We start from the raw sequence: 19,975 nt of genomic DNA on the forward strand, positions 1-19,975 counted from the left end.
AGGCTTGGGCCGAAGGCATTCACATAGCCGCGCGCCCCGCGATTGCCAAGCGTGCCCGAGGAGACGCCATGCCCTATCATGCCCCCGTCGCGGATTTCCGGTTTCTGTTCGATCATGTCGTGGGGCTTGACCGGGTGGCGGCGACCGGACGGTTTGCCGAGGCCACGCCCGAGATGGTCGAGGCGATTCTGGGCGAGGCCGGGAAGCTGTGCGAAAACGTGCTGGCCCCGTTGCAGCGGGTGGGCGACCAGCATCCGGCGCGGCTGGAAAACGGCGTGGTGCGGACCCCGCCGGGGTTTGCCGAGGGTTACCGCGCGATTGTCGAGGGCGGCTGGGTGGCGGTGGCCGCCGACCCTGCGCAGGGCGGCATGGGCCTGCCGATGGCCGTGACCACGGCGGTGAACGAGATGATGGCCTCGGCCTGCCTTGCCTTGCAGTTGAACCCGCTGATGACGCAGGGGCAGATCGAGGCGCTGGAGCATCATGCCTCGGATGGGCTGAAGGCGATCTACATCCCGAAGCTGGTGTCGGGCGAATGGTGCGGCACGATGAACCTGACCGAGCCGCAGGCGGGCAGCGATGTCGGCGCGCTCCGCACCCGGGCTGACCCCAACGGCGACGGCAGCCATGCCATCACCGGGCAGAAGGTCTACATCACCTGGGCCGACAACGATTTCACCGCCAATGTCTGCCACCTGGTGCTGGCGCGCCTGCCCGATGCGCCTGAGGGCACGCGGGGGATCAGCCTGTTCATGGTGCCGAAGTTCATTCCCGATGCGCAGGGCAACCCGGGCCTGCGCAACTCGCTGAGCGTGGTCAGTCTGGAGCACAAGCTGGGCCTGCACGGCAGCCCGACCGCGGTGATGCAGTATGACGGTGCGACGGGCTGGCTGGTGGGGGCGCCGCACAAGGGCATGGCAGCGATGTTCACCATGATGAACAATGCGCGCCTCGGGGTGGGGGTGCAGGGCATCGGCGTGGCCGAGGCGGCGACGCAGCTTGCGCTGGCCCATGCGCTGGAGCGGCGGCAGGGGGCGACCCCGGTCGAGGGCGGCGGGACGATCATCGACCATGCCGACGTGCGCCGGATGCTGGCGGTGATGAAGGCCGAGACCTTCAGCGCGCGCGCCATCGCACTGGCCTGCGCCGTGGCGATCGACATGGGCCGCGCCACCGGGGCGGCCGACTGGCTCGCGCGCGCCGCGCTGCTGACGCCGATTGCCAAGGCTTACGGCACCGACATGGGGATCGAGGTCGCGGGCCTCGGGGTGCAGGTCCACGGCGGCATGGGGTTCATCGAGCAGACCGGGGCGGCGCAGTTCCTGCGCGATGTGCGGGTGACGGCGATCTACGAGGGCACCAACGGCATTCAGGCGATGGATCTGGTGGGGCGCAAGATGATGGATGGGGGCGAGGCCGCGGCGCGCCTGCTGGAAGAGGTGCAGGAAGGCGCCGAGGCCGCCCGCGCCACCCTGCCCGATCTGGCGGGCGATGTCTGGGCGGCGGCGGAAACGCTGCGCGAGGCGACCGAATGGCTGGTGGAACAGCCGATGAACGACCGCTTTGCCGGCGCCGTGCCCTATCTGCGCGCCTTTGCCCGGGTGCTGGGCGGGCATTTCCACCTGACTGCGGCGCTGGCCGATCCTGGGCGGGTGGCGCTGGCGCGGGTGGCGATCCGGCGGCTGCTGCCGGAACATGCGGCGCTGCTGGCGCAGGTGCGCGAGGGGGCGGCGGGGCTTTACGACGTGTCGCCCGGGGATCTGGCGGCGTGACCGCCGCGATCCGCACCCCGTTCGAGGCCGCCCCCGCCGAAGGGCAGGCGGTTCGGGTGGCGGAGGGCGTGCTGTGGCTGCGCCTGCCGCTGCCGATGGCGCTGGACCATGTGAATGTCTATGCGCTGGACGATGGCGATGGCTGGACGGTGCTCGACACCGGGTTCGACAGCCGCCGCAGCCGCGCGATCTGGGAGGCGCTGATGGCCGGGCCGCTGGGCGGGCGGCCGGTGACGCGCGTGGTCGTCACCCATCATCACCCCGACCACATCGGCCTTGCGGGCTGGTTTCAGGCACGCGGGGCGGAGCTGGTCACCACCCGGACCGCCTGGCTTTACGCGCGGATGCTGGTGCTGGATGAACAGCCGCTGCCTCTGCCGCAGCAGATCACCTATTGGCAGCGGGCGGGGATGGACCCGGCATTGCTGGCGAAGCGCGCTGCCGAACGCCCCTTCAACTTTGCCGATTGCGTGACCCCCCTGCCCCCGGGGTTCACCCGGATACAGGAGGGTGACACGATCCCCATGGCCGGGCGGCGTTGGCGGGTGCGGACCGGCGACGGCCATGCCCCGGAACACGCGACGTTCTGGAGCATGGATGACGACCTGATCCTGGGTGGCGACCAGCTGCTGCCCTCGATCTCTGCCAATATCGGGGTTTACCCGACCGAGCCCGAGGCCGACCCGCTGGGCGAATGGCTGGAAAGCTGCCGCCGCTTCCAGCCCCATGCCCGTGCCGGCCATCTGGTGCTGCCCGGCCACAAGCTGCCCTTCACCGGCCTGCCGACCCGGCTGCCGCAGATGATCGACAACCACATCGCCGCCCTTGACCGGCTGCGCGACCTGCTGGCCGAACCCCAGACGGCGGCGGAGTGCTTTCCGGCCCTGTTCCGCCGCGCCATCGGAGAGGGCGAATACGGGCTGGCGCTGGTCGAGGCGGTGGCGCACCTGAACCATCTGCTGGCCCGGGGCGAGGTTGCGCGCACCCTGACGCCGGATGGCGCGTGGCTGTGGCGGCGGGCCTGAACCGACGCAAAGGCATGTCCGCGCGGGCGTGACACTGTGAAATGAATCAGGTATTGCAAAAAAAGCGTTCGGAACAGGGGCGCCGCCAGAACAGGAGACCGCGACATGGCCGATCATCACCCCGCCGAACACAAGCATGGCAGCATGGATATCCGGGACAAGGAAAAGACCTTTGCCGGGTTTCTGCGGATGTCGGCCTGGGTTGCCGGAATCTCGATCGGCCTCTTGATCTTCTTGGCGCTGGTCAACGCCTGACCCCTGCCCCTTCACCAGTTTCACGTTGTAACAGGAGCGTTCATGCGCCGCCTTGTCGTCTGTCTTGTGGCCTTGCTGGCGCTTGCCGCCTGTGGTGCGGAACCGAAATGGGCCTCTGACGAGGCGGTGCGGGCGGCGGCCTACGTTCATGACGGGCCGCCCTCGATCACGCTGTTTACCGTCATCAGCAACCGCGACAACAACGGTGCCCATTCGGGGCTGCTGATCAATGGCTCGCAGCGGGTGATGTTCGACCCGGCGGGCACCTGGCAGCACCCCAGGCTGCCCGAACGCAACGACGTGCATTACGGCATCACCCCGAGGATGGTCGATTTCTACATCGACTACCACGCCCGCGAAACTTTCCGCGTGCTGCAGCAGACGGTGCAGGTCTCGCCCGGCGTCGCCGAACTGGTGATGCAGCGTGCCATGGCCTACGGTGCCGTGCCCAAGGCGCAATGCACCAGAAGCGTGTCCTCCATCCTGCGCGACGTGCCGGGGTTCGAGGATCTGCCCTCGACCTGGTATCCGGTGATCTTCGCGGACGCGTTCGGCAAGCTGCCCGGCGTGACCAGCCGGATGATCACCGACGACGACGCCGACAACAACCACGGCGTGCTGCTGGTGCAGGCGGGCGACCCGCGCCTGCCGGTCAAGGCGCCCTGAAGCTCAGCCCAGCACGAGGGGGGCTGCGAACAGCACCAGCCCCCCGCCGATGATCGCCAGCAGCGTGTTGCGGAAGGCAAGGCCCACCACCACGGTCGCCAGTGCTGCGGCAAGGCGCGCGGGGTCGGTATCGCCCCCCGTCGCGGCGGGCCACAGCACCGACGGGGCCACCAGCGCGGGCAGCACCGCCACGGGCGTGTAGCGCAACAGCCGCAGCGCCCAGACCGGAATCGGACGGTTGCCGATCAGCCCGAGGAACGAATAGCGCAGCAGGAAGGTGCCCGCGCCAAGGCCGAGGATCACCACCCACAGCTTCACCGGATCGTCGGTCATCGCGCGGCCCTCCTGCGCTCGGTCCAGAGCTCGACCTGCGCCCCGGTCAGCATCGCCCCCGCCGCCGCCACGAACAGCCCGCTGGAATAGGGCATCCAGGCGAAGGCCAGCGCCAGCGCCACCGACACCCCGGCCGCCGCCAGATGCGCCGCGGTGCGCAGCATCGGCGCCGTCATTGCCAGAAAGGCGATCGGCACCGCGAAATCCAGCCCATATTCCGGCGGGATCACCGCCCCGAACCGCGCCCCGGCCCAGGTGGCGGCATACCACAGCGGGCAGATCGGCGTGACGGTGCCGAAGAAGAAGGCGACCTTTTCCGGAAGGCTCTGGTCGGGGCGCTGTTCGAACTCGACCGAGGCGGCGGCGAAGGTCTGGTCGATCAGGCAATAGGCCATCACCGCCCGCAACCAGCCCGGCGCCGCCCCCAGATGCGGGGTCAGCGCGGCGGAATACATCGCCATCCGCAGGTTGATCGCCAGCGAGGTTGCCAGCACGATCAGCACCGGCGCGTTTTCCTGCAAGAGTTGCAGCGCGGCAAACTGCGCCGCCCCGGCGATCACCACGACCGAAAAGCTCATCACCTCCAGAAGGTTCAGCCCGGCCTTGGTGGCGGCCACGCCGAACAGCAGCCCGAAGGGCACGATGACGATGACAAAGGGGGCCGAAGATCGGACCCCGCGCAGAAAGGCGGATCGGCGGGCAGGCATGGCGGGCGTCTCTCGGGGGCGGCCCTTTACGCAGGGCTTTGCAGGGTATAGCCAAATCGGCAGGGCGATGCAATCGGTGAGCGGTGTGCTGATCTACGGGGTGATCCTGGCGGGCGGGCAAGGGCGGCGGATGGGCGGGGCCGACAAGGCGCTGCTGCGGCTGGCCGGCGTGCCGCTGGTGCAGCACGCCGCCGACCGGCTGGCGCCGCAGGTGGCGGCGCTGGCGGTCAGCGCCAATGGCAACCCGGCCCGGCTGGGCTGGCTGGGCCTGCCGGTGCTGGCCGATGCCGTGGCGCAGGGGCCGCTGGCGGGCGTGCTGGCGGCGCTGGACTGGGCGGCGGCGGCGGGCGCCGATGCGGTGGTCAGCGCGGCGGTGGACACCCCGTTCTTTCCCGGCGACCTGGTGCCGCGCCTGCTGCTGGCGGCCGAGAGCAGCGCGTCGGGCGCCGCCCATGCGGTCTGCGGTGGGCGGGCGCATCCGACCTTTGCGCTGTGGCCGGTGGCGCTGCGGGACGACCTGCGCGGCTGGCTGGCGGCGGGCGAGGCGCGGCTGATGGGCTTTGCCGCCCGCCACGGCAGCGCCGCCGCCCCCTTCCCGCCGGGCGAGCCTGACCCCTTCGCCAACCTCAATACCGCCGACGACCTTGATCGGGCCGAGGCCCTGCTGGCGGCACGGCGATGAGGTCGGGGTTCGATACGGTCGTGGTGGTCGACTGGTCGGCGGCAAGCACCCTGTCTCCAGCGCGCCCCTCGGCCGATGCGATCTGGATCGGCATTGCCCGAGAGGGGGGCTGCGAGACCGGCTACCTGCGCAGCCGCGCGGCGGCCGAGGCGGCGCTGACCGCGCTTTGCGATGCCGAAGCGGCGGCAGGGCGGCGGGTGCTGGCGGGGTTCGACTTTCCGCTGGGCTACCCGGCGGGGTTTGCGGCGCGGCTGACCGGCACGGCGCGGGCGCAGGCGCTGTGGCACTGGCTGGCCGCGCGCGTCACCGACGGGCCGAAGAACCGCAACAACCGCTTCGCGGTGGCAGAGGCGGTGAACCGCGCCTTCCCCGCCGCCCCCGGCCCGTTCTGGGGCCGCCCCGAGGGCCTTGCCCTGCCCGACCTGCCCGCACGCAAGACCGCAGATTACCCCGCCCTCGGCCTTGCGGAACGCCGCCGGGTCGAAACCGTGGTGCCGCGCGCCCAGCCGGTGTGGAAGCTCTATACCACTGGCGCGGTCGGGTCGCAGGCGCTCACCGGCCTGCCGCTGATCGCCCGGCTCGCCGCCCGCCCCGGCGCGGCGGTCTGGCCGTTCGAGCCGCTGGCGGGCGCGGCGCTGGTGCTGGCCGAGGTTTATCCCTCGCTGCTCGATGCCGCCGTGCGCCCGGCGGTGGCGGCGGGCGAGATCAAGGATCGCGCGCAGGTGCGGCTGCTGGCGATGGCGCTGCGGGCGCTGTCGCGCCAAGGCCGCCTCGATGCGCTGCTGGCCGATGTGCCGGACTGGCCGGGGCGGGCCGAGGAGGGCTGGATCCTCGGTGCCGGGCGTTCGGCCGACCTGGGGGAGGCGTTGGCATGGGCGTGACCCTGCACCGCGGCCTGCCCCCCGACCGGCGCGCCGAAGCGGCGGCGATCTACTGGCAGGCGTTCGGCGGCAAGCTGGGGCGCGTCCTCGGGCCCGACGCGCGGGCGCTGACCTTCCTGACGCGGGTGATCCGCCCCGACCACGCCATCGCGGCGCTGGACAGGGGCGGGCACCTGCTGGGCCTGATCGGCTTCAAGACCGCCGCCGGGGCCTTTGCCGGTGGCGAGTTGAGCGACCTGCGCGCGGTCTATGGCCAGACCGGGGCGCTCTGGCGGGCCGGGGTGATGCGCCTGCTGGAACGCGAGATCGACAATGACCGCTTCCTGATCGACGGCATCTGCGTCACCCGCGCCGCGCGCGGCCGCGGCATCGGCACCGCCCTGCTGAACGCCGCCTGCCAGGAGGCCGCCCGCCGCGGCTATGCCGCCGTCCGGCTGGACGTGATCGACACCAACTGGCGGGCGCGCGCGCTTTACGAACGGCAGGGCTTCGCCGCGCTGCGCAGCGAACCGCTGGGCCCGCTGCGCCATGTCTTCGGCTTCACCGCGTCCACCACGATGGTGCGCGACCTGACCTGACCCTTTCTTCTGTTTTCAAATATCCCCGCCGGAGGCTCTGGCGGATGGGCCGGGTGCCTCCGGCGGGGATATTTGAAAACAGAAGAAAGGGTCAGTCGAAGGTGCCGGTCACGCGGCCGAACAGCATGAAGGCGCGGGCGGTGCGGGTTTCGGCCAGTTCGCCCAGCTCGGCGTCGGTGGCGTTCTTTTCGAACTCGGCGAAGGTCTTGTCGAAGGTGCGCAGGAAGTGGTGGGCGGCGTCGCGGAACACCGGGTCCTCGCGCATCCGGCCCGCGGTGAGCGCGAGGCTGGAACGGTCGCGAATCCCGCCAAGCGCGGCGATGGCGCGGCCGCGTTCGCCTGCGGCAAAGCGTCGCCAGACCTCGGGGCGGGCGCGGTCGGGCTTGAGGTCATCCATGTAGATGCCCTCCTGGCTGAGCAGGGTCAGCACGTCCTGCGCGGCGCGGATCAGCTTGGCGGTGGTGCGGTCTTCCAGCGCCAGACGCAAGGCGCGGAAGCCGTCCTTGTCTTCGGCGGTTTCGGGGAATTGCAGGGCGAGGGTGAAATCTGCCACCGAAAGCGGCGGGCGCAGGTCTTCGGCGGGGGTGCCGAGCGCCAGGGTCGGCTGTTCGTCCTGCGGGCGGGGGCGGGGGGCGGCGAGGGCCGCCTTGCGGTCGGCCGAGGGCACTGCAAGGCCGGTGTCGCGCCGCGAGGTGAAGGTGGCCAGCACCGTCTCGGTCTGGCGCTGTGCCGCCGCGATCTCGTCGAGCTTCTTTTCCACAACCGGTTTCAGCGCCGTGCTGACCGCCGCCGACTGCTGGCTTTGCACATAGGCGATGCGCATCGCATCGACGGCCGCCTGCAGCCGCGCCGCCTCTTCGCGCAGGCTGCGCACCGAGCGCAGCGTGGTCACCGCGACCCAGATCAGCGCCAGCGGCAGGAACACCACGAGCAGCGTCATCACCAGCCCCAGCACGCCCTCGCCGTCGCCGGTCGGGCTGCGCAGCACATAGGTCACCACCGCCGCGACCCACACGAGGCTGAGCGCCACGGCCATGACTTCGGTCGCGCCCGGGCCGCTGCCGCCCTCGCCGCGACCGTCATTGCGGGCGAAAAAGCGTGGTTGGGTGGGTTTTTCCTGCTGATCCGCCATCGCGCTGTCCTGATCCCCGGAATTGGCCGTCATCTGCCGGCCATCAAGAATAGCGGATGCGCAGGACCTCGTAGCTGCGCTGCCCCCCCGGGGTCTTGACATCGACGCTGTCGCCCTCGTCCTTGCCGATCAGCGCGCGCGCCAGCGGCGAGCGGATGTTCAGCAGCCCGTGTTCGATGTCGGCCTCGGCCTCGCCGACGATCTGGTAGGTGCGCTCTTCGCTGCTGTCCTCGTCGATCAGGGTCACGGTGGCGCCGAACTTGATGGCGCCCGACAGTTTCGAGGTGTCGATCACCTCGGCCAGCGACAGCATCGCCTCAAGCTCCTTGATGCGGCCTTCGATGAAGCTCTGTTTCTCGCGGGCGGCGTGATACTCGGCGTTTTCCGAGAGATCGCCGTGCTCGCGGGCCTCGGCAATCGCCCGGATCACCGCCCCGCGTTCGATGGTCTTGAGCGTTCTCAGTTCGTCATCCAGCGCGGCATGGCCCGCGCGTGTCATGGGAATCTTTTCCATCGGCCTCTACACGCAAAAAGACAAAGCCACGGCCCCTGGGGGGGCCATGACCTTGCACCCGTTGATTTCCTGCACCTGACCCGACTGCCGGATCAATTGCAAGAGGAATGGCGCCCGGCCGGACGCTGCCTTTGCGGGCGCAGCAAGATTATTGCCCGTGCGCCGCGACGCGGCACCGTGATGTTGCGTCACGATTGACCTTGCCCTTCCCTTGGGGCAAACCCCTTGCGCAGATGCATCAAGCCGGGCACGCGCGCCCAAGCCGCCATTATGGGGAGGGATCACCATGCCCGGACCGACGACCGACAGGATCGAACGCGAGTCGATGGACTATGACGTGGTGATCGTGGGGGCGGGGCCGGCCGGGCTTTCGGCCGCGATCCGGCTGAAGGAACTCGACAGCGACCTGTCGGTGGTGGTGCTGGAGAAGGGGTCCGAGGTCGGCGCGCACATCCTGTCGGGCGCGGTGCTGGACCCGGTGGGGCTGAACAAGCTGTTTCCCGACTGGCGCGAGCGCGGCGCCCCGGTCACGACGCAGGTGACCGAGGACAACTTCTTCTACCTCAGCGCGGGCGGGCATGTCCGCATCCCGAACGGGCCGATGCCGCCGCTGATGAACAACCACGGCAACTACATCGTGTCGATGGCGAACGTCTGCCGCTGGCTGGCCGAACAGGCCGAGGCGCTGGGGGTCGAGATCTTCCCGGGCATGGCGGCGTCGGAGCTGGTGTTCGGCGCGGCGGGCGAGGTGCGCGGCGTGGTGGCGGGCGAATTCGGCCGCCTGTCGGACGGCACGCCGGGGCCAAGTTACGAGCCGGGGATGGAACTCCTGGGCAAATACGTCTTCCTGTCGGAAGGCGTGCGCGGGTCGCTCTCCAAGCAGGTGATCGCGAAATACGCGCTCTCGGACGGCAAGTGCCCGCAGAAATACGGCCTCGGCATGAAGGAGATCTGGGAGATCGACCCCGCCAAGCACAAGCTGGGCAGCGTCACCCACACGATGGGCTGGCCCCTGGGCAGCAAGGCGGGCGGCGGGTCGTTCCTCTACCACATCGAGAACAACCAGATCTTCATCGGCTTCGTGGTGCACCTGAACTACGAGAACCCGTATCTCTACCCCTACATGGAATTCCAGCACTTCAAGCACCATCCGATGGTGGCCGAACTGCTGAAGGGCGGCAAGCGGGTGGCCTACGGGGCGCGCGCCATTTCCGAAGGCGGCTGGCAGTCGGTGCCGAAGGTGGTGTTTCCCGGCGGGGCGCTGCTGGGCTGTTCGGCGGGTCTGGTCAACGTGCCGCGCATCAAGGGCAACCACAACGCCATGCTGTCGGGCATCGCCGCCGCCGAGGCTGCGGCCAAGGCGATCAAGGCGGGCCATGCCCATGACGAGCTGACCGGCTACGAGGACGACCTGCGCAGCGGGCCGATTGCGCAAGACCTGAAAAAGGTGCGCAACGTCAAGCCGATCTGGTCGAAATACGGGCTGGTGGCCTCGATGCTGGGCGGCGGGTTCGACATGTGGACCAACCATCTGTTCGGCATCAGCCTGTTCGGCACCATGAAGCACAGCCGCACCGATGCGCAGGCGACCGGCCTTGCGCAGGATCACAAGCCGATCGACTACCCCAGACCCGATGGCGTGATCAGCTTCGACCGGCTGACCAACGTGGCGTTTTCCTTCACCAACCACGAGGAAAGCCAGCCGTCGCACCTGACGCTGAAAGACCCTTCGGTGCCGATCGGGATCAACCTGCCGAAATACGCCGAACCGGCGACCCGCTACTGCCCGGCGGGGGTCTACGAGGTGGTGGCCGAGGCCGGGAAGGAACCGCGCTTCGTGATCAACTTCCAGAACTGCGTGCATTGCAAGACCTGCGACATCAAGGACCCGACGCAGAACATCGTGTGGAAGACGCCGCAGGGCGGCGACGGGCCGAACTATCCCAACATGTGACGCGGTGCTGACAATTGCGCGAGGCCGGACCGGAAGGCGGCGGCGGCTGCCGCCGCGCATTGCCTTGCCGCCTGCGGGGCACTAGCTTGACCGCACAGCGACCGGAGATCCGCCCCATGCCCCACCCGATGATGCGACCGATCCTTGCGCTGGTCGTGGCCGCCTTCGCAGCGCACCCGGCGCTGGCGCAGGTTGATCCGCCAGAGGATTCGGGCGCCTATCTGGCGGCCCGGGTGGCTGCGACCGAAAGCGACTATGCCAGTGCGGCAGACTGGTATGCCCGCACCCTGATCCGCGATGCGGCCAACCCGGCGCTGCTGGAAGGCGCGATCATCTCGAACATCGGAACCGGCGATTTCGCGACGGCAACGGCGATGGCGCTGCGGCTGCAGCAGCTTGGGGTGAAAAGCCAGGAGGCCAACATCGTGCTGCTGGCCGATCAGGCCAAGCGCGGCGATTTCGCAGCACTGCTGGCCGATGCCAAGGCCGGGCGCAAGATCGGCGCGCTGGTGGACGGGCTGGCGGCGGCCTGGGCCGAGCTTGGCAACGGCCGGATGTCCGAGGCGCTGGCGGGCTTCGACACCCTTGCCAAGGCGCCGGGGCTGGAGGCGTTCGGGCTTTACCACAAGGCGCTGGCGCTGGCCTCGGTCGGCGACTTCGAGGGGGCGGACGCGATCCTGTCGGGTCGCGAGGCGGGCACGCTGCGCATGATGCGGCGCGGCATCATTGCCCATGCCCAGATCCTCAGCCAGCTGGAGCGCAACCCCGAGGCGCTGGCGCTGCTGGATACCGCCTTCGGCACCGAGCCCGATCCGGGCATCGACGTGCTGCGCGCCGGGCTGGCGGGCACCGGGCCGGTGCCCTATGACGTGGCGCTTTCCGCGACCGATGGCCTGGGCGAGGTGTTCTTCACCCTTGCCACCGCGCTGAACGGCGAGGCCGAGGACGGCTATACCCTGATCTACGCCCGCGTCGCCGCCTGGCTGCGCCCAAATCATACCGAGGCGCTGCTGCTGGCGGGCGGGCTGCTGGCCCAGCAGGGGCAGCACGATCTGGCTGTTGCCACCTATGCGCAGATTCCGCCCGACAACCCGGCCTATCATGTGGCCGAGATCGGCCGGTCTGAATCGCTTTACGCGGCGGGCAAGCCCGAGGAGGCCATCGCGGTGCTGCAGGCCCTGACGGTCAGCCATGGCGACCTGATGTCGGTGCATCTGGCGCTGGCCGATGCGCTGCGCCGCGAGGAACGCTATGCCGAGGCGGCGCTTTCCTATGACGCCGCGATTGCCCGGGTCGAGAAGCCCGACGAGCGGCACTGGCCGCTGTTCTACAGCCGCGGCGTCTGTTTCGAGCGGGAAAAGCAGTGGGCCAAGGCCGAGCCCGACTTCCGCCGCGCGCTGGAGCTTTCGCCGGATCAGCCGCAGGTGCTGAATTACCTCGGCTATTCCTATCTGGAAATGAACACCAATCTGGACGAGGCGCTGGGGATGATCGAACGCGCGGTGGCGGCGCGCCCCGACAGCGGCTACATCATCGACAGCCTCGCCTGGGGGCTCTACCGGCTTGGCCGCTATGAAGAAGCGGTGGAACCGATGGAGCGCGCCTCGCTGCTGGAGCCGGTCGATCCGGTGGTGACCGACCATCTGGGCGATGTCTATTGGGCCGTGGGGCGCAAGCTGGAGGCGCAGTTCCAGTGGCGCCGCGCCCTGTCGTTCGAGCCCGAGGAGAAAGAGGCGATCCGCATCCGCCGCAAGCTGGAGGTCGGTCTGGATGCCGTGCTGGCCGAGGAATCTGCCGGGGGGGGCAATGGCGGCTGAGGTCTTTGCGCCGGCCAAGATCAACCTGACGCTGCACGTCACCGGGCAGCGGGCCGACGGCTATCATCTGCTCGACAGTCTGGTGGTGTTTGCCGAGGTGGGCGACACGGTAACCGTGGCCCCCGCCGATACCCTGCGGCTGACGATCACCGGCCCGCAGGCCGCCGCCCTGCCTGTCACTGACGACAATCTGGTGCTGCGCGCGGCGCGGGCGCTGGACCCGGCGCGGGGGGCCGCGATCACGCTGGAAAAGGTGCTGCCCGTGGCCTCTGGCATCGGTGGCGGCTCGGCCGATGCGGCGGCGACGCTGCGGGCGCTTTCCGCCCTGTGGGGCGTGCCGCTGCCGGGGCCGCAGGCGGTGTTGCGGCTGGGGGCGGATGTGCCGGTCTGCCTTGCCGGGGTGCCGGTGCGGATGACCGGGGTGGGCGAGGGGCTGGTGCCGCTGGCGCACCCGCTGCCGCAGGGCTGGCTGGTGCTGGCCAATGCCGGGGTGCATGTGTCCACCCCCGCGGTATTCCGCGCGATGGCGCGGCGCGACAACCCCGCCATGCCGCGCGACCTGCCGCGCCTGCGCAGCCTGCCGGAGCTTGCCGCCTTCCTGCAAATGCAGCGCAACGATCTGGAGGCGGCGGCGGTCGGGCTTGCCCCGGTGATCGCGCGCTGCAAGGCCGCGCTGTCGGCGCTGCCCGGCTGCCTGATGGCGCGGATGTCGGGGTCGGGGGCGACCTGCTTTGGCCTGTTCGCCGACCCGCTGACCGCCACCGCCGCCGCCCGCACCCTGCAGGCGGCCGAGCCGGGCTGGTGGGTCGCGGCGGGCGCTGTGCGGCCCTTCGGCGCTGGCCTGACCGTGGCGAATCAGGCAAGCTGACAGGGCAATCCCTGACCGGACCGACGCCATGCGCCTGCTGTTTGCCTTCGCATTCTGCCTGTGCCCGACCCTTGCCGCAGCCAATCCCGAAACGGACCCGGCGCGCTATGTCCGCACCGACAGCCTGTCGGTGGACAGCTCCGCAGCCGAGTCTCTGGCGCGTCATCTGCTTGGCCCGAACATTGCCGAGGCCGAGGCCGGCGTGGGTCGTCCGATCACCGTGCAGGCGGATCTTGTGACCTTTCAGGATGGACGCCGGATGCTGGCAGCCTCGCTTTGCGACGCCATCTGGTTCGGGAGAACAGGCTGCTCCAGCGACATCTTCATCGCAGACCCCGGGTCGGAGCGTTTTGTCGCCGCACTGGCGGGTCTGATTGGTGGCGGGCCGTTCTGGCTGGATCTGCAACTCGGTGCCGGGGGCTGGCCCGACATCGTCGTTGCCCCGGCCTCGATCAATGACGGCTATGTCACCTTTCGCTGGAACGGGCAGCAATTCGTCGGGTTGGGATACTGACCCGGGTCAGGAAATCCGCGCCACGACATAGCCCGCCAGATCGTCGAGAATCCCGCGCAGCGGATGCGCGGGCAGCAGCGTCAGGGCCTTGCGGGCGCGCGCGGCCCAGGCCAGCGCGTCCTGCCGGGCGGCGGCCATCGCGCCGTGACGGTTCATGATCGCCTGCGCCTCGCCCAGATCGCCGTCCTGTTGCCGCCCCTTCTCGATCACCCGCACCCAGAAGGCACGTTCCTCGGGCGTGGCCAGCGCCACCGCCTTGATCACCGGCAGCGTCAGCTTGCGTTCGCGGAAATCGTCGCCGGTGTTCTTGCCGATCGCCACCGCCGAGCCGCCGTAGTCGAGCAGGTCATCGACGATCTGGAACGCCACGCCCAGCGCATCGCCATAGTCGCGCAACGCCGCGATCTGGGCCGCCGGCGCATCGGCGATCACGCCGCCCACCTCGGTTGCCGCCGAGAACAGCGCCGCCGTCTTGCCGCGCACCACCTGCAAGTAGATGCCTTCGGTGGTCGCCAGATCCTGCGCCGCGGTCAGTTGCAGCACCTCGCCCTCGGCAATGGTGGCCGAGGCGTTGGCGAGGATGTCCATCACCTCCAGCCGCCCGGTTTCGACCATCAGCTGAAAGCTGCGCGCAAAGAGGTAGTCCCCGACCAGCACCGAAGACTTGTTGTCCCACAGCAGGTTGGCGGTCGGCTTGCCGCGGCGGCGCTGGCTTTCATCGACCACGTCGTCGTGCAGCAGCGTCGCGGTGTGGATGAATTCGACCGTCGCCGCCAGATGGATGTGGAACGGCCCGCCGTAACCGCACAGCCGCGCTGCCGCCAGCGTCAGCATCGGGCGCAGTCGCTTGCCCCCGGCCTCGACAAGATGGGCGGTGACCTGCGGGATGCGGGGCGCGTGTTCGCTGGCCATCCGATCACGGATCAGCACGTTAACGGCTGCCATGTCATCGGCCAGAACCTCTGCCAGCCGGTCATGCGGCTTTTGCGAAACCTCGTCCAAACCCATGCCCACTCCGCAACCACCCTCGACAGGCCGCGGCCCGCCGTCTATCCAATGTTCATGAAGGAACTTCTGCGCAGCGCCGACCCGACGGTCATAGCCTTTGCCTCGGCCCTTCTTCAGGGCGAGGATATAGCCGTGTTTGCCCTGGACGTCCACATGAGCATCCTCGAAGGTTCCCTCGGCATATTGCCGCGCCGCCTGATGGTGCAGGATGCCGACCTTTACCGTGCCCGGATCGTGCTGGCCGACAACGACATTCCCACGGGGCTTTAGGTGTTCGCGCCGGACGATCTGACCGACGACGCCTTTCTGGGCGGCAGGTTGCGTCTGTGGCAGCCGCGCCGGGGCTACCGCGCCGCAGCCGACCCGGTGCTGCTGGCAGCGGCCGTGACGGCGCGGCCCGGCCAGTCCGTTCTCGATCTCGGATGCGGCGCGGGCACGGCGGTGCTGTGCCTTGGCGCGCGGGTGCCGGGGCTGGTGCTGGCCGGGATCGAGCTGCAACCGGCCTATGCCGACCTTGCCCGCCGCAACGCCGCCCGCAACGCCATGGCGCTGGAGGTGGGGACGGGCGACATTGCCGCCCTGCCCGCCGCGCTGCGACGCGGCTTCGACCATGTGATCGCCAACCCGCCGTTCTACGCGCCGGGCGGCTCGCCGTCGCCCGATGCCGGCCGCGATACCGCGCTGCGCCAGCAGGTGTCGCTGGCGCTGTGGGTCGAGGTCGCGGCGCGCCGCCTGAACCCGGGCGGCTGGATGACCCTGATCGTCGCCACCGCGGCCCTGCCGCAGGTGCTGGCCGCGCTGCCCGACAGCGTGGGGTCGGCTGCAGTCCTGCCGGTCGCGGCGCGTCAGGGGCGGCCTGCAACCCGGGTGATTCTGCAGGCGCGCAAGGGCGGCCGCGCGCCGTTCCGCTTGCTGGCGCCCTTCATTCTTCACGCCGGCGCCACCCATGACGGCGACCGCGACAGCCACACGCCAGAGGCGAGTGCCGTTCTGCGCGGCAGTGGCGACCTTTCCGCGCAGTTCGGCTGAATTTTCGGCATTACGCCGCTGCCGGGGCAGATGACCGGGTGACACGACTCGGGTTCTGTGATGCAATCGTCATATTCGGTAACGATCACAGGAGGACGGATATGACCATCGCTTCGCACCTGCAGGAACTGCGTCGCAAGCACGAAACGCTTTCGGACGTTGTCGAGAAAGCGCAACGCAGCCCCGGCGGTGATGACCTGAAGATTGCCGAAATGAAAAAGCAGAAACTCAAGATCAAGGAAGAAATCAGCCGCCTGTCGCAGGGCTAGCTTTTCGCGGCGCTGGCGCGTGCCGCCAGTGCCGCCCCCCCGGCGATCAGCGCCGCCGCAAGGCCGATGGTAGCCGTGGCTTCGGTGACACCGGCCACAACCAAAGCGAGAGTAGACAGCAGCGGCGCGGCATAGGATGCCACCCCCAGAAGCTGGATGTCACCGCGCTTGACCCCGATATCCCAGGTGAAGAACGCAATCCCCACCGGGCCGATGCCCAGTGCCAGCACCGAAAGCCACCCCGGCAGGCCCACCGGCCAGACCGTGACCTCCAGTGCCAGATGCGCCGCCAGCGACAGCGCCGCCGTCGCCAGACAGAACACCACCACCGATTCGGTCGGCACCGCGCCCAGTCGGCGTGACAGCACCGAATAGACCGCCCATGTCACCGCGCAAAGGAAGGCCAGCCCCAGCCCCGGCAGCGCCTGCGCCTCGAACGCCGCACCACCGCGCAGCACGATCAGCGCAGCCCCGGCAAAGGCCAGCAACGCCCCCAGCACATGCAGCCGCCCCAGCCGCTCGCCCGGCAAGAGACCCGAAAGCAGCACGATGAACAGCGGCCAGCGATAGGCTATCAGCCCCGCCTCGGCCGCAGGCGCCATGCGCAAGGCGCTGAAATACAGAAAGTGATAGCCAAAAAGCCCCGCCGTGCCAAAGGCATAGACCTTCCACGGCACCCGGCGCAAGCTCCCGAACCCGGCGCCGCGCGCCACCCAGACCAAGCCGATTCCGCCACCGATGCCAAAGCACAGCGCGTTCAGCAGGAACGGCGGCACCGGCGCCGACCCCACGGTGAACAGCGCCAGCAACGACCACAGCAGGACCGCCGAAAACCCGATGAGTGTCGCCTTGCCGCGCGTCATGGCCGCCCTTCGATCCCGATGCGCGCCCGACGGCGCGCAGGAAAAAAGGCCCGCACAGGGCGGGCCTTTCACCGCAACGTGCGGAAATCAGACGAAGAACTGCCCGCCGTTGGCCGAAATCGTGGCACCGGTGATGAACCCGGCGTCGTCGGCGGCAAGGAACACCACGCAGCGCGCAATCTCCTCGGGCTCGCCCAGACGGCCGACCGGAATCTGCGGGATGATGCGCTCGTTCAGCACCTTCTCGTCGATGGCGCGCACCATTTCGGTGCCGATGTAGCCCGGGCAGATCGCGTTCACGGTGATGCCCGCGCGGGCCCCTTCCTGCGCCAGCGCCTTGGTGAAGCCCAGATCGCCCGACTTGGCGGCGGAATAGTTGACCTGCCCCGCCTGCCCCTTCTGCCCGTTGATCGACGAGATGTTGATCACCCGGCCGAACTTGCGGTCGCGCATCCCGGTCCAGACCGGATGGGTCATGTTGAACAGGCCGGAAAGGTTGGTATCCATCACCTCTTTCCACATGCCCGGCGTCATCTTGTGGAACATCGCGTCGCGTGTGATGCCCGCGTTGTTCACCAGCACGTCGATCGGGCCAATCTCGGCCTCGACCTGCTTGATCCCGGCGGCGCAGGCGTCATAGTCGGCGACCGACCATTTGTAGGTCGGAATCCCGGTTTCGGCGGTGAACTTCGCCGCGGCTTCCTCGTTGCCGGCATAGTTCGCCGCCACCGTGTAACCCGCCGCCTTCAGCGCGACCGAGATCGCCGCGCCGATCCCGCGCGAGCCCCCCGTGACCAATGCAACTTTCGCCATGTTTCCTCCTCCTAGAGAATTGCTTTGAAACGCTGTTACCCAAAACGCAATCAGGGCGCAACAATGTTGCGCCCTGAATTTTCACTTGCGGCGAAATCAGCCGCGCTCAAGGCACATGGCAATGCCCATGCCGCCGCCGATGCACAGCGTGGCAAGGCCCTTCTGCGCGTCGCGGCGCTGCATTTCGAACAGCAGCGTGTTCAGAATCCGCGCCCCGCTGGCCCCGATCGGGTGGCCGATGGCAATCGCGCCGCCGTTGACGTTGACGATTTCCGGATCCCAGCCCATGTCCTGATTGACGGCGCAGGCCTGCGCGGCAAACGCCTCGTTCGCCTCGACCAGATCCAGATCGGCGGCCTTCCAGCCGGCCTTTTCCAGCGCCTTTCGGCTGGCCGGAATCGGGCCCGAGCCCATCAGCGCCGGATCGACACCGACCGTGGCATAGGAGGCGATTCGCGCCATCGGCGTCAGGCCGCGGCGTGCCGCTTCCTCGACCGTCATCAGCAGCATCCCCGCCGCGCCGTCGTTCAGCCCGCTGGCGTTGCCCGCCGTGACCGTGCCGTCCTTGGAAAAGGCCGGGCGCAGCTTGGTCATCGCGTCGAGCGTGGCGCCGTGGCGGATGTATTCGTCGGCCGAAACCGTGACCTCGCCCTTGCGGGTCTTGATCACGAAGGGCACGATTTCATCGGCAAACTTGCCGGCCTTCTGCGCCGCCTCGGCCTTGTTCTGGCTGGCCACGGCGAAGGCGTCCTGCATCTCGCGCGTGATCTGCCAGCGCGCCGCGACGTTTTCGGCCGTGGTGCCCATGTGATAGCCGTTGAACGCATCCCACAGCCCGTCGCGGATCATGCTGTCGATGAAGTTCAGGTCGCCCATCTTCTGGCCCGCGCGCAGGTGTGCCACATGCGGCGACAGCGACATGCTTTCCTGCCCGCCTGCGACCACGATCTTCGCGTCGCCCAGCATCACATGCTGCGCGCCCATCGCCACCGCCCGCACGCCCGAGCCGCAGACCTGGTTGATGGTCAGCGCGGTCGAGCCGATCGCCAGCCCGGCGCGGATCGCCGCCTGCCGTGCCGGGTTCTGGCCCTGCCCCGCGGTCAGCACCTGACCCAGAATGGTCTCCTCGACCTCGGCCTTGTCGATCCCGGCGCGGGCAACGACGGCCTCGATCACGGCGGCGCCAAGCTCGTGCGCCGGGGTTGCCGCGAAGGCACCGTTGAAGCTGCCGACGGCAGTGCGCGCCGCCGATACGATTACCACATTGGTCATACTTGATCCTCTTCCCTTGGCTGGTCCGGCGGCGCGAGTCTGGGCGCCGCTTTGCAGCATGGCCTAAGCATCCTTGGCCCAAAGAGCAAGGTTTTTGGCGCGCAAGCGTGACGTGGCGTCACGGATCGTGCCCCTGCCTCATGCCGACTTGCGCCCCTCCTCTGCCCATGCGGGGCGGACGGTCGGGGCGCCGAACAGATAGCCCTGCAGGCAGTCGATCCCGATGCCGCGCAGGAACGCTGCCTCCTCCACCGTTTCGACCGCCTCGGCCACGGTGAACATGTCGAAATGCTTCCCGATGGTGGCCAGCGCCTGGGTCAGCACCTGATTGTCGGGGTCGCGGTGGATGTTGCGGATGAACTGGCCGTCGATCTTGACGATGTCGAAGAAGAAATCCTTGAAATAGCGGAACGCCGTGAACCCGGCGCCGAAATCGTCCAGCGCGAAGGCGATGCCCTCGCGTTGCAGGTCATCCATGAAGGCGGTCACCAGTTCCGGCACCAGCATGGCCGAGCTTTCGGTGATTTCCAGGATCAGCCGTTCGCCAATGGTCGGGTGCGCCGCCAGCCCGCGTTTCAGCGTCTTGATCCAGCGGGGATAGCCGATCGACCGCGCCGACATGTTGATGGCGATCCGCACCCCCGGGTTGCGCGCCAGCGCCGCCAGCCCCATTTCCAGCGCGGCACAGTCGATCAGCCGCCCGGTTTCCCGTGTCTCTACCGCAGACATGAAGTCGCGTGCCGGAATCGCCCGGCCGGCCGGGTCCATCACCCGGATCAACCCTTCGTAGAAGGCGATCTTTTCCGGCCGCGCCGCCTGCACCACCGGCTGATAGGCCAGCCGGAGCCGGCGTGACTGCAAGGCGGCTTCAACCAGATCCACCGCTTCCCGGTCGATGGCCGAGATGGCAAAGTTCAGCGGGCTCGCCTCCGTCGGCGGAATATCGGACCAGTGTCGTTCGTCTTTCCCCACCATGACCACCCCCGTCAAAATCATCGACATCTTGCCGCCACACAGGTAAAC

23 protein-coding genes are annotated in these 19,975 nt (G+C 68.8%); 14 read left to right on the top strand and 9 right to left on the bottom strand.

Annotated features, from left to right (window positions below; genetic code table 11):
- Positions 1–68 precede the first annotated feature (68 nt).
- From RNZ50_19775 to RNZ50_19790, 4 genes are all read left to right on the top strand, one after another.
- Entirely contained in the window at positions 69–1,772 is a 1,704-nt protein-coding gene (locus RNZ50_19775; GenBank protein MDT8857231.1) for an acyl-CoA dehydrogenase, read from the top strand.
- A complete protein-coding gene (locus tag RNZ50_19780) occupies positions 1,769–2,797 on the top strand; it encodes an MBL fold metallo-hydrolase (GenBank protein ID MDT8857232.1) in 1,029 nt (342 codons plus the stop codon). The genes RNZ50_19775 and RNZ50_19780 overlap by 4 nt, the downstream gene beginning before the upstream one ends.
- A 105-nt stretch (positions 2,798–2,902) precedes the next feature.
- Entirely contained in the window at positions 2,903–3,052 is a 150-nt protein-coding gene (locus RNZ50_19785; protein ID MDT8857233.1) for an aa3-type cytochrome c oxidase subunit IV, read from the top strand.
- 42 nt (positions 3,053–3,094) lie between these two features.
- Entirely contained in the window at positions 3,095–3,718 is a 624-nt protein-coding gene (locus RNZ50_19790) for a hypothetical protein (GenBank protein MDT8857234.1), read from the top strand.
- A 3-nt stretch (positions 3,719–3,721) separates the two neighbouring features.
- On the opposite strand, the gene RNZ50_19795 is transcribed toward RNZ50_19790, so the two are convergent.
- Together RNZ50_19795 and RNZ50_19800 are read right to left on the bottom strand one after the other, a co-directional pair.
- Positions 3,722–4,051: an AzlD domain-containing protein gene (locus RNZ50_19795; GenBank protein ID MDT8857235.1), complete on the bottom strand. Its 330-nt coding sequence runs from the start codon at positions 4,049–4,051 to the stop codon at positions 3,722–3,724.
- On the bottom strand, positions 4,048–4,758 hold the full coding sequence (locus tag RNZ50_19800; protein MDT8857236.1) for an AzlC family ABC transporter permease: 711 nt from the start codon (positions 4,756–4,758) through the stop codon (positions 4,048–4,050). Before RNZ50_19800 ends, RNZ50_19795 begins: the two co-directional genes overlap by 4 nt.
- Positions 4,759–4,843: 85 nt before the next feature.
- On the opposite strand from RNZ50_19800, the gene mobA reads away from it, so the two are divergent.
- Genes mobA through RNZ50_19815 form a run of 3 tightly spaced genes read left to right on the top strand, consistent with a single transcriptional unit; the run spans position 4,844 to position 6,899 of the window.
- Positions 4,844–5,440, top strand: coding sequence for a molybdenum cofactor guanylyltransferase MobA (mobA, locus tag RNZ50_19805; GenBank protein ID MDT8857237.1), 597 nt, complete (start codon positions 4,844–4,846; stop codon positions 5,438–5,440).
- On the top strand, positions 5,437–6,321 hold the full coding sequence (locus RNZ50_19810; protein ID MDT8857238.1) for a molybdopterin guanine dinucleotide synthesis: 885 nt from the start codon (positions 5,437–5,439) through the stop codon (positions 6,319–6,321). Before mobA ends, RNZ50_19810 begins: the two co-directional genes overlap by 4 nt.
- Entirely contained in the window at positions 6,312–6,899 is a 588-nt protein-coding gene (locus RNZ50_19815) for a GNAT family N-acetyltransferase (protein MDT8857239.1), read from the top strand. The genes RNZ50_19810 and RNZ50_19815 overlap by 10 nt, the downstream gene beginning before the upstream one ends.
- A gap of 91 nt (positions 6,900–6,990) precedes the next feature.
- Here the strand turns inward: RNZ50_19815 and RNZ50_19820 are convergent, their stop codons facing one another.
- Together RNZ50_19820 and greA are read right to left on the bottom strand one after the other, a co-directional pair.
- Positions 6,991–8,031 (bottom strand): hypothetical protein, encoded by a 1,041-nt coding sequence (locus RNZ50_19820; GenBank protein MDT8857240.1) that lies wholly within the window; start codon positions 8,029–8,031, stop codon positions 6,991–6,993.
- A 43-nt stretch (positions 8,032–8,074) separates the two neighbouring features.
- Complete coding sequence (gene greA, locus RNZ50_19825) at positions 8,075–8,545, bottom strand: transcription elongation factor GreA (protein MDT8857241.1); 471 nt, start codon at positions 8,543–8,545, stop codon at positions 8,075–8,077.
- A 286-nt stretch (positions 8,546–8,831) separates the two neighbouring features.
- Between greA and RNZ50_19830 the strand changes: the two genes are divergently transcribed.
- The 4 genes from RNZ50_19830 to RNZ50_19845 all read left to right on the top strand — a co-directional run bounded on the left by RNZ50_19830 (position 8,832) and on the right by RNZ50_19845 (position 13,698).
- Positions 8,832–10,499: an electron transfer flavoprotein-ubiquinone oxidoreductase gene (locus tag RNZ50_19830; GenBank protein MDT8857242.1), complete on the top strand. Its 1,668-nt coding sequence runs from the start codon at positions 8,832–8,834 to the stop codon at positions 10,497–10,499.
- A gap of 116 nt (positions 10,500–10,615) precedes the next feature.
- A complete protein-coding gene (locus RNZ50_19835; GenBank protein MDT8857243.1) occupies positions 10,616–12,316 on the top strand; it encodes a tetratricopeptide repeat protein in 1,701 nt (566 codons plus the stop codon).
- Positions 12,306–13,184: a 4-(cytidine 5'-diphospho)-2-C-methyl-D-erythritol kinase gene (locus tag RNZ50_19840; protein ID MDT8857244.1), complete on the top strand. Its 879-nt coding sequence runs from the start codon at positions 12,306–12,308 to the stop codon at positions 13,182–13,184. Before RNZ50_19835 ends, RNZ50_19840 begins: the two co-directional genes overlap by 11 nt.
- A gap of 28 nt (positions 13,185–13,212) precedes the next feature.
- Entirely contained in the window at positions 13,213–13,698 is a 486-nt protein-coding gene (locus RNZ50_19845; GenBank protein ID MDT8857245.1) for a hypothetical protein, read from the top strand.
- Positions 13,699–13,704: 6 nt separating this feature from the next.
- On the opposite strand, the gene RNZ50_19850 is transcribed toward RNZ50_19845, so the two are convergent.
- Entirely contained in the window at positions 13,705–14,706 is a 1,002-nt protein-coding gene (locus RNZ50_19850) for a polyprenyl synthetase family protein (GenBank protein ID MDT8857246.1), read from the bottom strand.
- A gap of 54 nt (positions 14,707–14,760) precedes the next feature.
- Here RNZ50_19850 and RNZ50_19855 point away from each other — a divergent pair, with 54 nt between their 5' ends.
- The 3 genes from RNZ50_19855 to RNZ50_19865 all read left to right on the top strand — a co-directional run bounded on the left by RNZ50_19855 (position 14,761) and on the right by RNZ50_19865 (position 16,004).
- Entirely contained in the window at positions 14,761–14,976 is a 216-nt protein-coding gene (locus tag RNZ50_19855) for a DUF2007 domain-containing protein (GenBank protein MDT8857247.1), read from the top strand.
- Positions 14,977–15,735 carry a methyltransferase gene (locus RNZ50_19860; protein MDT8857248.1) on the top strand — a complete coding sequence of 253 codons (759 nt, stop codon included), beginning with the start codon at positions 14,977–14,979 and terminating at the stop codon, positions 15,733–15,735.
- Between the two features lie 101 nt (positions 15,736–15,836).
- Positions 15,837–16,004: a DUF465 domain-containing protein gene (locus RNZ50_19865; protein MDT8857249.1), complete on the top strand. Its 168-nt coding sequence runs from the start codon at positions 15,837–15,839 to the stop codon at positions 16,002–16,004.
- On the opposite strand, the gene RNZ50_19870 is transcribed toward RNZ50_19865, so the two are convergent.
- The 4 genes from RNZ50_19870 to RNZ50_19885 all read right to left on the bottom strand — a co-directional run bounded on the left by RNZ50_19870 (position 16,001) and on the right by RNZ50_19885 (position 19,927).
- Positions 16,001–16,867 (bottom strand): EamA family transporter, encoded by an 867-nt coding sequence (locus RNZ50_19870; protein MDT8857250.1) that lies wholly within the window; start codon positions 16,865–16,867, stop codon positions 16,001–16,003. The genes RNZ50_19865 and RNZ50_19870 overlap by 4 nt on opposite strands.
- Positions 16,868–16,954: 87 nt before the next feature.
- A complete protein-coding gene (gene phbB / locus RNZ50_19875; GenBank protein ID MDT8857251.1) occupies positions 16,955–17,680 on the bottom strand; it encodes an acetoacetyl-CoA reductase in 726 nt (241 codons plus the stop codon).
- A gap of 96 nt (positions 17,681–17,776) precedes the next feature.
- Positions 17,777–18,952 (bottom strand): acetyl-CoA C-acetyltransferase, encoded by a 1,176-nt coding sequence (locus RNZ50_19880; GenBank protein MDT8857252.1) that lies wholly within the window; start codon positions 18,950–18,952, stop codon positions 17,777–17,779.
- A 138-nt stretch (positions 18,953–19,090) separates the two neighbouring features.
- Positions 19,091–19,927: an EAL domain-containing protein gene (locus RNZ50_19885; protein MDT8857253.1), complete on the bottom strand. Its 837-nt coding sequence runs from the start codon at positions 19,925–19,927 to the stop codon at positions 19,091–19,093.
- Positions 19,928–19,975 lie beyond the last annotated feature (48 nt).

The sequence above is a fragment of the Paracoccaceae bacterium Fryx2 genome, assembly GCA_032334235.1.
Lineage (GTDB): Bacteria > Pseudomonadota > Alphaproteobacteria > Rhodobacterales > Rhodobacteraceae > JAVSGI01.

Bases quoted from the DNA above. Each gene is read 5' to 3' on its own strand.
- RNZ50_19775 (MDT8857231.1), top strand. From the start codon at position 69: ATGCCCTATCATGCCCCCGTCGCGGATTTCCGGTTTCTGTTCGATCAT.
- RNZ50_19785 (MDT8857233.1), top strand. From the start codon at position 2,903: ATGGCCGATCATCACCCCGCCGAACACAAGCATGGCAGCATGGATATC.
- RNZ50_19790 (MDT8857234.1), top strand. From the start codon at position 3,095: ATGCGCCGCCTTGTCGTCTGTCTTGTGGCCTTGCTGGCGCTTGCCGCC.
- RNZ50_19795 (MDT8857235.1), bottom strand. From the start codon at position 4,051: ATGACCGACGATCCGGTGAAGCTGTGGGTGGTGATCCTCGGCCTTGGC.
- RNZ50_19800 (MDT8857236.1), bottom strand. From the start codon at position 4,758: ATGCCTGCCCGCCGATCCGCCTTTCTGCGCGGGGTCCGATCTTCGGCC.
- RNZ50_19810 (MDT8857238.1), top strand. From the start codon at position 5,437: ATGAGGTCGGGGTTCGATACGGTCGTGGTGGTCGACTGGTCGGCGGCA.
- RNZ50_19815 (MDT8857239.1), top strand. From the start codon at position 6,312: ATGGGCGTGACCCTGCACCGCGGCCTGCCCCCCGACCGGCGCGCCGAA.
- RNZ50_19820 (MDT8857240.1), bottom strand. From the start codon at position 8,031: ATGGCGGATCAGCAGGAAAAACCCACCCAACCACGCTTTTTCGCCCGC.
- greA (MDT8857241.1), bottom strand. From the start codon at position 8,545: ATGGAAAAGATTCCCATGACACGCGCGGGCCATGCCGCGCTGGATGAC.
- RNZ50_19830 (MDT8857242.1), top strand. From the start codon at position 8,832: ATGCCCGGACCGACGACCGACAGGATCGAACGCGAGTCGATGGACTAT.
- RNZ50_19835 (MDT8857243.1), top strand. From the start codon at position 10,616: ATGCCCCACCCGATGATGCGACCGATCCTTGCGCTGGTCGTGGCCGCC.
- RNZ50_19840 (MDT8857244.1), top strand. From the start codon at position 12,306: ATGGCGGCTGAGGTCTTTGCGCCGGCCAAGATCAACCTGACGCTGCAC.
- RNZ50_19845 (MDT8857245.1), top strand. From the start codon at position 13,213: ATGCGCCTGCTGTTTGCCTTCGCATTCTGCCTGTGCCCGACCCTTGCC.
- RNZ50_19850 (MDT8857246.1), bottom strand. From the start codon at position 14,706: ATGGGTTTGGACGAGGTTTCGCAAAAGCCGCATGACCGGCTGGCAGAG.
- RNZ50_19855 (MDT8857247.1), top strand. From the start codon at position 14,761: ATGAAGGAACTTCTGCGCAGCGCCGACCCGACGGTCATAGCCTTTGCC.
- RNZ50_19865 (MDT8857249.1), top strand. From the start codon at position 15,837: ATGACCATCGCTTCGCACCTGCAGGAACTGCGTCGCAAGCACGAAACG.
- RNZ50_19870 (MDT8857250.1), bottom strand. From the start codon at position 16,867: ATGACGCGCGGCAAGGCGACACTCATCGGGTTTTCGGCGGTCCTGCTG.
- phbB (MDT8857251.1), bottom strand. From the start codon at position 17,680: ATGGCGAAAGTTGCATTGGTCACGGGGGGCTCGCGCGGGATCGGCGCG.
- RNZ50_19880 (MDT8857252.1), bottom strand. From the start codon at position 18,952: ATGACCAATGTGGTAATCGTATCGGCGGCGCGCACTGCCGTCGGCAGC.
- RNZ50_19885 (MDT8857253.1), bottom strand. From the start codon at position 19,927: ATGGTGGGGAAAGACGAACGACACTGGTCCGATATTCCGCCGACGGAG.